We start from the raw sequence: 10890 nt of genomic DNA on the forward strand, positions 1-10890 counted from the left end.
GAGACGAAGACGATGCGTGATTTCCAGAAGCCCGGCCGCTCCACCGTCTATGCCCGCGAGGCCATGGCGGCGACCTCCCATCCCGCGGCGACGCTGGCGGCGACCGATATCCTCAAGGCCGGCGGCAACGCGCTGGACGCGGCCATCGCCGCCTGCGCCGTGCAATGCGTGGTCGAGCCCGGCTCGACCGGCATTGGCGGCGACTGCTTCGCCCTGCTCGCCGGCGAGGACGGCAAGGTCCACGCCTATAATGGCTCCGGCCGCGCGCCCGCCGCGCTCACCGCCGCCTTTCTGCGCGACAAGGGGCTGACCCAGATTCCCCGCCAGTCGCCGCATGCCGTCACCGTGCCGGGGGCGGTGGATGCCTGGACCCGGCTGCATGCCGACCATGGGCGGCTGCCCTTCGCCGAACTGATGGCGCCCGCCATTCACCTCGCCCGGCACGGCTACGCCGTGGCCCCGCGCGTGAGCTATGACTGGGGGCGCGAGGCCGCGCTGCTGGCGGGCGATGCCAATGCCGCGCGCGTGTTCCTGCCCGAGGGGCGCGCGCCGATCGCCGGTGATGTCCACCGCCAGCCGGAACTCGCCGACACGCTGGAGGCCATCGCCCGTGAGGGGCGGGACGGTTTCTACAAGGGCGCGGTGGCGGCGGATATCGTCGCCTATCTCAACGGTCTCGGCGGGCTGCACACGCGCGACGACTTCGCCACGGCGGCGGGCGAGTATGTGGAGCCGATCCACACCGGCTTCCGCGGCCATGACGTGTATGAGTGCCCACCCAACGGGCAGGGCATCATCGCGCTGATGATCCTCAACATCCTCTCCCGCTTCCCCGCCGAGGGCGACCCGCTGGCGGTGGACCGGCTGCATGTCGAGATCGAGGCGACGCGCCTCGCCTATGCCGCGCGCGACCGCTTCCTTGCCGACCCGGCGCAGGCCGGCGTGCCGGTGGACTATCTGCTTTCCGACACGCTGGCGGACGAGCTTGCCGGGCTCATCCGGCTCGACCGTGCGCTCACCGACATGCCCGCCTTCCCCGGCGGCGAGCACCGCGACACGGTGTATATCTGCGTGGTCGACAAGGACCGGAACTGCGCCAGCTTCATCAACTCGATCTTCCATCCCTATGGCGCCGGTCTGCTGGCGCCGCGCTCGGGCGTGCTGCTGCACAATCGCGGCCAGAGCTTCGTGCTGGAAGCCGGGCACCCCAATGAGCTCGCCCCGCGCAAGCGGCCAATGCACACCATCATCCCCGGCATGGTGCTGAAGGACGGCAAGCCGTTCATGCCCTTCGGCGTGATGGGCGGCCATTACCAGGCGATGGGCCACGCGCATTTCATCAGCAAGGTGCTGGATTTCGGCCTCGACCTGCAGGCCGCCATCGACCTGCCGCGCCTGTTCCCTATCCCCGGCACCAACGACATCGAGGTCGAGAACAATTTCGCGCCCGAGACCCTCGCCGAACTGCGCCGGCGCGGCTTCAGCCTGGTGCCCTCAGGACGGCCCGTCGGCGGGGCGCAGGCGATCCGCATCGACCGCGCCAATGGCACGCTGGCCGGCGCCTCCGACCCGCGCAAGGACGGCTGCGCGCTCGGCATCTGAGGGAAGGGACGGACCATGACCATTCTCGATCTCGACGAGCTGCGCGCGCGTTACGCCTCCGCCTCGGGCGCCGACATCTTCGACCCGGCCTTCCGCGCCGTGGCGGAGGGCGTGTTCAAAGACGGCGACAAGCGGCCGGCGCCCTATTGCGGCGTGCCCACGCTGCTGAAGGCGCCGTATCGGCCCGAGGCGCTGGCGAACCTCGCCGCTCTCGACGTGGCGCTGCTCGGCATCCCCATGGATCTCGGCGTCACCAACCGTTCCGGCGCGCGCCTCGGCCCGCGTGCGGTGCGCAATGTCGAACGCGTCGGCCCTTATGAGCATGTGCTGAAAGCGGTGCCGACGGCGCGGCTGCGCGTGGCCGATATCGGCGACGTGCCGTTTCGCAGCCGCTTCGACCTCGCGACCTGCTACGAGGACATTGAGCGCTTCGTCGCGCATCTCGTCGCGGCGGGGGTGGTGCCGCTATCGGTCGGCGGCGATCATTCCATCGGCCTGCCCCTGCTGCGCGCCGTCGGGCGGGAGCGGCCGGTGGGCATGATCCATATCGACGCCCATTGCGACACGGGCGGCTCGTTCGAGGGCTGCAAGTTCCACCATGGCGGGCCGTTCCGGCAGGCGGTGCTGGACGGGGTTCTCGACCCTCGCCGCACCATCCAGATCGGCATTCGCGGCAATTCCGAATATCTCTGGGAATTCTCCTTCGCCTCCGGCATGACCGTCATTCATGCCGAGGAGGTGGATGATCTCGGCATTCGGGCGGTGATCGCCAAGGCGCGCGAGGTGGTGGGCGACGGCCTGACCTATATTAGCTTCGATGTCGATGCGCTGGACCCGGCCTTCGCGCCAGGCACCGGCACGCCGGAGGTCGGCGGGCTCACTTCGGCGCAGGCGCTGGGCATTCTGCGCGGTCTGTCCGGCGTTCAGGTGGTGGGCGGCGATGTCGTGGAGGTGGCGCCGCAATACGACCCGACCAGCAACACTGCGCAGATCGCGGCGCAGGTTCTGTTCGAGATATTGTGCCTGACGGCGGCCGCGCGCGGGTGAGGCCAAGGCCGACGGATACCGCGCTGGCCCCGGCGCGGTGTCAGATCACCACGTCTTCGTGTGGCACGACGATGCGGCAATGCACGCCGCCGGGCTCGAAATTCAGCTCGGCGCTGCCGGTGGCGGAATAACGCAGGCTGTGGCTGATCACCGTGCGGCCGAAGCCCCGGCGCGTCGGTACGCCGACCGGCGGCCCGCCACTCTCGCGCCATTCGATGATGAAGGGCGCATCCTCCGAAGCGCGCTCGGCGGCGAACACCGTCACCTTGCCCTGATCGTTCGACAAGGCGCCATACTTCACCGCATTGGTGGTGAGCTCGTGCAGGATGAGCCCCAGCGCCACGGCGGCGCGCGGCACCACGGAGAAGGTCAGCCCTTCCGCCGCGATGCGGTCGGCGCCGTGATCGAGATAGGGCGCGAGTTCGGCGGCCAAGAGATCGCCGATCTGCAGGTTCGACCAGGACCGCACCGCCAGCAGATTATGCGTGGCGGCGAGCGCCTGCAGCCGGCCGGAAAAGGCGACCTGATAGCCTTCCAGCGTGTCCTCGGCCGAGAGGGTGCGGCTGCTGATCGACTGCACGAGGGCGAGCGTGTTCTTCACCCGATGGTCGAGCTCGGCCATCAGCAGCAATTGCTGCTGCTCGGCGGCCTTGCGCTGGGAGAGGTCGACCATGGTGATGACGCAGCCGCTGATCTGGTCGCCGACCACGCGCAGCGGTGCGATGCTGACCAGATAGTCCTTCACCTTCGGCGCCTGCGGCGCGACGGCCTCGATGCCCTGCACCGGGGTGCCGGAAAGCGCGAGGGCGATGAAGTCCTCGCTCTGCATCAGCCCGGTGGCGCCCGGAAACACCAGGGTGACGACATCGGCGAAGCGGTGGCCGACCAGTTCCCCGTCATGCACGCCCGCTGCCGCCGCATTGGCATGGGTGACGATGCCGGCGCGGTCGCACACCAGCACCGCCTCATTGGCCGAGGCGATGACCGCGCGGGCGATGCGCTCATTCTGCTCCGCCACTTCGGAGCGCACCCGCTCGGTCACATCGGTGAAGGTCACGGCATAGCCGGACACGGTGCCGATCCGCATCGCGCCGATGGAGATGTCGAAATGGCTGTCGCTGCGCCCGGCAAAGCGCGCGCCGGCCACGGGCTGGCCGGCGGCCGCGGCGGCGAGCAGGGCTTCGAAGCGGGCGCTGTTCTCCGTGCTCAGCGTTTCGCTGAAATGGCGGCCCTGCAGCTGGTCGAGCGGCACGCCGAGCAGGGTGGCGACGCGCTGGGTCGCGTAGAGCACATGGCCATGGCTGTCGAGCGCGACCGCGCCAGGGTCCATCGCCTCCATGAAGTCGCGATAGCCGGCTTCGCCCTCGATGGTAAAGATTTCGTCCGCATGCGCCCCGCGCACCACGAGCGCGTCGACCTCGCCGAGGCGGATGGCGGCGAGGGTCTCCTCGGCCTCCGCCAGACGCCGTTCCAGTTCGGCGATGACGGCGCTGGCGTCGTCCGCGGGCGCGTTCATTCGTCACCGATCCTTAAGTGGACCAGCACCTTCTGCTCATCGGAGAGGTCGCCGATGATCTTGCGGATCGGGACGGGGAGTTCGCGCACCAGGGTCGGAATGGCGACGATGCTGTGCGCCTTGGCCAGTTCCGGGTTCTTCTTCAGGTCCACCACTTCGACCTCGTACCGGCCCGGTGCCTTCTCGGCACAGATGCGTTGCAGATTGGAGATCGCCGCCAGTGACTTGGGCGTCTGGCCGGCGACGTACAGAATAAGCTTGCGCGGGCGCGCCGGTTCCTCGGTCATGTCGATACATCTCCCCGCGCTTGGGCCTTGCGGCTTGCCATGAGTGCAGCCTGGTTTTCCGCGCGTGAGCGCAGATAGTCTTCTTCCGCCCGCAGCAGGGCGCTGAGGTCCGCCTCATCGGCTTCGAGATCGGCGCGCAGCGCTTCCATCTGCGCCGCCGTGCGCCGGCGGCGCTGCTCGATCTGCTGGCGCAGCCGGTCGACTTCCGCCAGGCGCCGGGTCTCGTCCTGCCGGGCGCGGGCTTCTTCCTGCTTGCGGGCGGAGCCGGTGAGGGCGCCGTTGACGCCGAGATAGGGCGGCAACAGCCGGATGCCGTGATCCGTCATGACGAATTCGCGCACCTGGTTGGAATGGGCCATGCCGCGCGCCTTGAGCAGGTAAAGCTCGCGGTTGAACTCGCCGCCGGCCTCGCGGTTGAGCAGCAGGATCCAGCCGTCCATCAGCGAAGACAGGCCGGCATCGGTGGCGGCGGTGCCGTCCTGGCCGTGCATGAGATGGGTGAAGATGCCGGTGATGCCACGATTCTTCAGGAAGTCGACCATGCGCAGCAGCATGGCCTGCACCTCGAACGGGTCGCCGCTTTCCATGAAGGCGGAGATCGGGTCGAGCACCACCGTCGCCGGGCCGAAGCGCAAGATCTCGCGCAGCATCACCGCGAGATGCATTTCCAGGCTGTAGAAGGTCGGCCGCGCGGCGACGAATTTCAGGCTGCCGGTGGCCAGCCAGTGGCCGACATCGGTGCCGACCGAACGCATGTTGCGCACCGCCTGATCGGCCGATTCCTCGAAGGAGAAATAGATCGCCCGCTGCCCGGCCCGGCAGGTGGCATCGATGAAGCTCGCCGCCACCGAGGACTTGCCGGAGCCGGCGACGCCGGAGAGCAGGATGGACGAGCCGCGGTGGAAGCCGCCGCCGGACATCATGGCGTCGAGATCGGGAATGCCGCTGGAGATGCGCTCCTCGAGCGCCTTGTGGTTCAGTCCCAGCGCGGAAACGGGCAGGACGCTGAAGCCTTCCTCATCGATCAGGAACGGGTATTCGTTCGTGCCATGCGCCGTGCCGCGATATTTGACGATGCGCATGCGCCGCGTCGAAATCTGGTTCTGCACCCGGTGATCGAGCAGGATCACGCAGTCCGAGACATATTCTTCCAGCCCCTGGCGCGTCAGCGTGCCATCGCCGCGCTCGGCGGTGATGACCGTAGTCATGCCCTTTTCCTTCAGCCAGTCGAACAGCCGCCGAATTTCGGCGCGCAGGATGGCCGGATTGGAAAAGGCCGAGAACAGGCTCTCGATGGTGTCGAGCACCACGCGGCGGGCGCCGATCGAATCAATGGCGAGTTCGAGCCGCAGGAAAATCCCTTCGAGATCGTACTCGCCCGCCTCCGCGAACTCCGAGGGGTCGATGGCGATATGCTCGAAGGCGATTTTCTGCGCGTCGACCAGTTCGCCCATGTCGAAGCCGAGCGAGGCGACATTGTCGACGATGTCGGCGGGACGCTCCTCGAAGGTCACGAACAGGCCGGGCTCGCCGAAGCTGCGGGCCCCGTTGAGCAGGAAGGTGGAGGCGAACAGGGTCTTGCCACAGCCGGCCGAGCCGCACACCAGCGCCGGACGGCCGGTGGGAAGTCCGCCATGAGTGAGTTCATCAAAGCCCGTTATGCCGGTGAGCGATTTCGCAATTCCGAGGGACGAGGCCATGGGCTTATGATCGCAACCGGTGGGAGCCGCGCGAAACATCGCAAGGGCAGCGCCGCGTGCCAAGGGCCGAGCACTGCTGCGCACCAGTACTTTTGCCATAGCCCCCGCACGCGAGGCCCGGCTTTGACCTGGCGTCGGTGTCTGACGGCAGTGCGAACAGGAAGCCTTCCGAGCCTGGCATTACCCCGCCTGTGTTGAGCCTGCCCCGAGCGCGGAATCGGCGAATGTCACCCTTCACCAAGATCAGAAACGCCGGCCCGGCTCATTAACACAGGATAATCGACGGCGGAGACGGGGCGAGGCGGCGGGGATGTCAGCGGGAACGCCCGCGCCACCCCGGCGTTTGTCCCCAGATATCCATCGGTCGAGAGCGGGTCCGCCGTGCCGAAATTCGCTTTCCATTGGACGGGAGAAACCGCTCCCGCGCTTGTCGACCTGCCCGATGAGGCCGCGGCATGGGGGCAGGCGGTGGCGACGACGGGCGAAATCCTGCGGGATCTGGACGGGTCGCTTCCCGTGCCGGGCGAATTCGAGATGACGGTGCGCGACGCCACGGGGGCGGTTCTGCTCGCCATTACCATCCGCACCCGGCAGCGCCTGGGGGACGGCGAGGCCTAGGTAACGCGCCCGATTAGCCTATGTAATAGTACACCCGACTTCTGCCGCGTAGAGGGCGAGCCGATGGCTGAAAGTGCGGAGCTTCCGCCCGGCATGGTGGAAGCTACAATGATCGCCAATTCCGACCATGTGCTGCGCAAGCTCGACTATGGGCGGCGCTTCACGCCGGAGGAGCAGGAGGTGCTGCGCCGGCTCCCGGTGCAGATCGCCTCCTTCCGCGCCGGCCACCATCTGGTGCGCGAGGGCGACCGACCCAAGCGCTGCTTCGTGCTGCTCGACGGCTTCATCTGCGCGTCCAAGCATCTCGGCGAGGGGCGGCGGCAGATCGCTTCCTTCTATGTGCCGGGCGATATTCCCGACCTGCAGAGCCTGCATCTAAAGGTGATGGACATCGCCTTCGACACGGTGACGCCGTGCACGGTCGCGCTGGTGGCGCACGAAGCCTTGCAGCAATTGTGCAACGACCATCCGCGCCTCGCCTCCGCGCTGTGGCGCGCGACATTGGTGGACGCGGCGATCTACCGTGAATGGGTGGCGACGGTCGGGCAGCGCAGCGCCGATGCGCGGCTCGCGCATCTGTTCTGCGAACTCTTCCTCCGCCTCAACGCCGTCGGTCTGACCGAGCAGAATTCCTGCGAATGGCCGATGACCCAGGCCGAACTCGGCGATGCCGCCGGCATTTCCGTCGTTCATGTCAACCGCACGCTGCAGAAGCTGCGGGCGGACAAGCTGATCCAGCTTAGCAACAAGCGGCTGACCATCCTCGACTGGGACCGCCTGTGCGCGGTCGCCGATTTCGACGCCACCTATCTGCACCTTGACGACTGACGCCGCCGCGCCTGTTCACGGCAGGCTGGCGAGAAAGGCTGTGGCGTCGGCGACGATCTCCGCCCGCTGCTCCGCCGGCATGCGCGCCAGCGTGCGATAGGGCATGGCCAGGCGCGGATTGGACGAGAGCGTGTTCTCGTTCTCGATCAGGAAGTTCCAGTAGAGATAGTTGAACGGGCAGGCGCCCGGGCCGCGCTTGATCGCGGGGTCGAAGGTGCAGCCGCTGCAGTAATCCGACATGCGGTCGATATAGGCGCCGGAGGCGGCATAGGGCTTGGAGCCCAGTCGCCCGCCATCGGCATGCATCACCATGCCATGCACATTGGGCAGTTCCACCCACTCAAAGGCGTCGGCATAGACGGCGAGGTACCATTCCTCGATCTGCGCCGGCGCCACCCCGGCGAGCAGAGCAAAGTTGCCGGTGACCATCAGCCGCTGGATATGGTGGGCATAGGCGTGGCGGCGGGTGGCGCCGATGCAGTCGGCCATGCAGCGCATCGGCGTTTCGCCGGTCCAGTACATCGCCGGCAGGTCGCGTGTGGCGCCCAGATGGTTGCTGCCGGCATAGGCCGGCATCTCCGCCCAATAGAGGCCGCGCACGAATTCGCGCCAGCCGAGGATCTGGCGGATGAAGCCTTCCACCGCGTTGATCGGCGCCGCGCCGCTGCGAAAGGCCTCCTCCGCGCGGGTGCAGACCTCACGACCCGTGAGCAGGCCACAATTGAGATAGGGCGAGATCAGGCTGTGGAACAGGAAGTCCTCGCCCGCCTTCATCGCGTCCTGATAGTCGCCGAAGCCGGGCAGCGTGTCCTCGATGAAATGGTCGAGCGCCCGCAGCGCGTCCGCCCGCGTCACCGCCCAGCCGAAAGGTGCGAGATCGCCGAAATGCCCGCCGAAGCGCGCGGCGACGAGATCGATCACTTCGCGCGTCAGCGTATCCGGGGCGAAGCGCCGGCGCGGCGGAACGCGAAGGCCGCGCGGCAGCGCCCGTCTGTTCTCCGGGTCGAAGTTCCACTGGCCGCCTTCCGGTGCGTCACCCCGCATGAGAAGGCCGGTGCGCCGGCGCATCTCGCGATAGAAGAACTCCATCCGCCCGGTCTTGCGCGCCCGGCCCAGCGCCGCGAACAGCGCATGCGAGCAGAAGAAGCGGTCATCCTCGCGGATATGCACCGGCACCGGCAGGGTCTCGGCCCAGTCGGCCATCATCTCCCGCACCCGCCATTCGCCGGGCTCGGTGACGATCACCGAGGCGGGGGCGTGGCGCTCGACCGCGCGGGCGAGTTCCCCGGTGAAGCTCTGCGTGTTGCCGGTCTCATCGAGCCGGACATAGTCGACCCGTATCCCCTCCGCGCGCAGCGCCTCGGCAAAATGGCGCATGGCGGCGAGCAGAAAGGCGATCTTCTGCTTGTGATGCGGGACATAGCGGGCTTCGGCCTCTACCTCGACCATCAGCACGATGTCGCGGGCGGGGTCGAGATCGGCGAGCGAGGAGACCTCCCGGGTCAGCTGGTCGCCGAGCACGAAGCGCAGATGCCCGCTCATGCGCGGTCCTCCTTGGCGCGGCCGCTGGCCCCGGTGGCGCGGCAGCGGTCGGAGCAGTAGAGCACCCGCTCCCAGTCGCGCGCCCATTTGCGCCGCCAGGCGAAGGGCCGGCCGCAGGCGCGGCACGGCTTGGTGGGCAGATCGGCCTTCTTGCGCATGCGCGCCATGGCGTCGTCGTCTCCTGCGGCCGCGAGGGGCAGTGTCGGGGTGGGGCTCAGAAGGGCAAGGGCGCGCCGTGCCGGTCGAAGAAGCCGCCGCTATCGGCAGGTCCCAGCCGTGCCAGCCCGGCGAGAAGCTCCCGCGCCGCCGTCTCAGGCGTCAGCGGCTGCAGCCCCACTTTGGCGAAGGGCCGCGACAGCGGCGTCTCCACCGTTCCCGGATGAAGCGCGACGCACACCGCCTGCCGATGGGTGCGCGCCAGCTCGATCGCGGCGGTGCGCACCAGCTGGTTCAGTGCCGCCTTGGAGGCGCGGTAGCTGTACCAGCCGCCCAGCCGGTTATCGCCGATGCTGCCGACCTTGGCCGACAGTGTCGCGAACACCGCGGGCGCGTCGCGCGGCAGCAGTGGCAGGAAATGCTTCATCAGCAGGGCCGGCCCGATGGCGTTGATGGCGAAGGCGCGCGCCATCGCCGCCGGGTCGAGCGTCTTCAGCGCCTTTTCCGGTTGCAGCGTCGCGTCGGACAGCAGGCCGGTGGCGTCGATGATGAGCGTGGGGGCCCCGAGCTGCGCCACATGGGCGGCGGCGTGGGCGATGGAGGCCTCTTCGCACAGGTCGAGCGCGGGGGTGGAGCGGCGCGACAGGGCGATGACCGCCTGGAACGCCCCCTGGTCCCGCAGTGCCTGCGCCAGCGCCGCGCCGATACCGCCCGAGGCGCCGATCACCACGGCGCGGCTCACCGGGGCGCGCCTTCCAGCCGCCGGGCGAGGCGTTGCAGAAGTGGGCGCAGCCGCAGGAAGCCGAGATAGGCGCGCTCCAGCACGGTGAGCACCCATGGATGCCGCGCCGCGAGGCCGAGCGGCCGCAGCAGCGGAATCTGCCGCCACATGGCGGCGAAGGCGGCGGCGCCGGAACGCAGCTCGCCATCTTCGCGGGCGTGCAGCCGTGCCAGCATCGTCGCGCGGTCGGTCGGGCAGGTTGCGGCGGTGTCGAGATCGACGAAGGCGATGCGTCCGCGCCGGTCGAGCCGCCGCATCAGGGCGATCTCGCGCCGGCACAGCGGGCAGGCGGAATCGTACCAGACGGTGACTGTGACGGTGGCGGGTGCGGCGCGCGCGCTCATGCCACCGCCCCGATCACCAGGCAGGCGCCGACCACGACGGCGGTGATGATGCCTCGCAGGCGCCAGAACCACAGCGGCCACAGCCTCGCCCGCCACAGATGACGGTCGACCAATAGGAGGGCGGCAAAGAGCACGGCGAGCAGCAGAAAGCCCGGCCCGGCCGGCAGCAGCGCCGCTACCCAGCCGAGCAAAGCGGCGATGTTGCTGATGAGAAACAGCCGCAGCGCGAGCCCCTCGGCCGCGACCAGCGCCGCGCCCCAGTGAATGCCGCAGACGAAGGAGGCGATGACGGCGCCATAGATCTGCACCGCGCCGAGCCATTCCCCGTTGCGCAAAACGACATCTACGGCACCGGCGAGAAAGGGCAGGGTGCCGGCCCCGGCCAGCAGCCAGGCCGCGATGAGGGCGGGTCGTTGCGCGGGGGATAGGGTGCATGCGTCGGGCATCGCAGGCTTTACGCCGGGCGGTG

Annotated in this window: 12 protein-coding genes; 4 read left to right on the forward strand and 8 right to left on the reverse strand. The window is 68.5% G+C overall.

The window, feature by feature from the left end; all coding sequences use genetic code 11:
- The first annotated feature begins 12 nt into the window (after positions 1-12).
- On the forward strand, positions 13-1602 hold the full coding sequence (gene ggt / locus ACO07Z_RS03040; RefSeq protein WP_421697339.1) for a gamma-glutamyltransferase: 1590 nt from the start codon (positions 13-15) through the stop codon (positions 1600-1602).
- Positions 1603-1617: 15 nt separating this feature from the next.
- Positions 1618-2649: an agmatinase gene (gene speB / locus ACO07Z_RS03045; RefSeq protein WP_421697340.1), complete on the forward strand. Its 1032-nt coding sequence runs from the start codon at positions 1618-1620 to the stop codon at positions 2647-2649.
- Between the two features lie 40 nt (positions 2650-2689).
- On the opposite strand, the gene ACO07Z_RS03050 is transcribed toward speB, so the two are convergent.
- From ACO07Z_RS03050 to kaiC, 3 genes are read right to left on the reverse strand one after another with little or no spacing between them, the layout of a single operon-like run.
- Positions 2690-4165 (reverse strand): HWE histidine kinase domain-containing protein, encoded by a 1476-nt coding sequence (locus ACO07Z_RS03050; protein ID WP_421697341.1) that lies wholly within the window; start codon positions 4163-4165, stop codon positions 2690-2692.
- Positions 4162-4452 (reverse strand): circadian clock KaiB family protein, encoded by a 291-nt coding sequence (locus ACO07Z_RS03055; protein WP_421697342.1) that lies wholly within the window; start codon positions 4450-4452, stop codon positions 4162-4164. Before ACO07Z_RS03055 ends, ACO07Z_RS03050 begins: the two co-directional genes overlap by 4 nt.
- Positions 4449-6152 carry a circadian clock protein KaiC gene (gene kaiC / locus ACO07Z_RS03060; protein WP_421697343.1) on the reverse strand — a complete coding sequence of 568 codons (1704 nt, stop codon included), beginning with the start codon at positions 6150-6152 and terminating at the stop codon, positions 4449-4451. The genes ACO07Z_RS03055 and kaiC overlap by 4 nt, the downstream gene beginning before the upstream one ends.
- Before the next feature lie 381 nt (positions 6153-6533).
- Here kaiC and ACO07Z_RS03065 point away from each other — a divergent pair, with 381 nt between their 5' ends.
- Both ACO07Z_RS03065 and ACO07Z_RS03070 read left to right on the forward strand, forming a co-directional pair.
- A complete protein-coding gene (locus tag ACO07Z_RS03065; RefSeq protein ID WP_421697344.1) occupies positions 6534-6770 on the forward strand; it encodes a DUF6894 family protein in 237 nt (78 codons plus the stop codon).
- Between the two features lie 108 nt (positions 6771-6878).
- Positions 6879-7598, forward strand: a complete 720-nt coding sequence (locus ACO07Z_RS03070) for a Crp/Fnr family transcriptional regulator (RefSeq protein WP_421697345.1) — start codon at positions 6879-6881, stop codon at positions 7596-7598.
- Between the two features lie 15 nt (positions 7599-7613).
- On the opposite strand, the gene ACO07Z_RS03075 is transcribed toward ACO07Z_RS03070, so the two are convergent.
- Genes ACO07Z_RS03075 through ACO07Z_RS03095 form a run of 5 tightly spaced genes read right to left on the reverse strand, consistent with a single transcriptional unit; the run spans position 7614 to position 10867 of the window.
- A complete protein-coding gene (locus ACO07Z_RS03075) occupies positions 7614-9140 on the reverse strand; it encodes a cryptochrome/photolyase family protein (RefSeq protein WP_421697346.1) in 1527 nt (508 codons plus the stop codon).
- Positions 9137-9307, reverse strand: coding sequence for a DUF2256 domain-containing protein (locus tag ACO07Z_RS03080; protein WP_421697347.1), 171 nt, complete (start codon positions 9305-9307; stop codon positions 9137-9139). Before ACO07Z_RS03080 ends, ACO07Z_RS03075 begins: the two co-directional genes overlap by 4 nt.
- 47 nt (positions 9308-9354) lie before the next feature.
- Positions 9355-10026: an SDR family NAD(P)-dependent oxidoreductase gene (locus ACO07Z_RS03085; protein ID WP_421697875.1), complete on the reverse strand. Its 672-nt coding sequence runs from the start codon at positions 10024-10026 to the stop codon at positions 9355-9357.
- Positions 10027-10034: 8 nt separating this feature from the next.
- Positions 10035-10421, reverse strand: coding sequence for a thiol-disulfide oxidoreductase DCC family protein (locus ACO07Z_RS03090; RefSeq protein ID WP_421697348.1), 387 nt, complete (start codon positions 10419-10421; stop codon positions 10035-10037).
- Positions 10418-10867: a DUF3429 domain-containing protein gene (locus ACO07Z_RS03095; RefSeq protein WP_421697349.1), complete on the reverse strand. Its 450-nt coding sequence runs from the start codon at positions 10865-10867 to the stop codon at positions 10418-10420. Before ACO07Z_RS03095 ends, ACO07Z_RS03090 begins: the two co-directional genes overlap by 4 nt.
- Positions 10868-10890: the final 23 nt, after the last annotated feature.

Source organism: Ancylobacter sp., from assembly GCF_965229075.1.
In the GTDB taxonomy this organism is placed as follows: domain Bacteria; phylum Pseudomonadota; class Alphaproteobacteria; order Rhizobiales; family Xanthobacteraceae; genus Ancylobacter.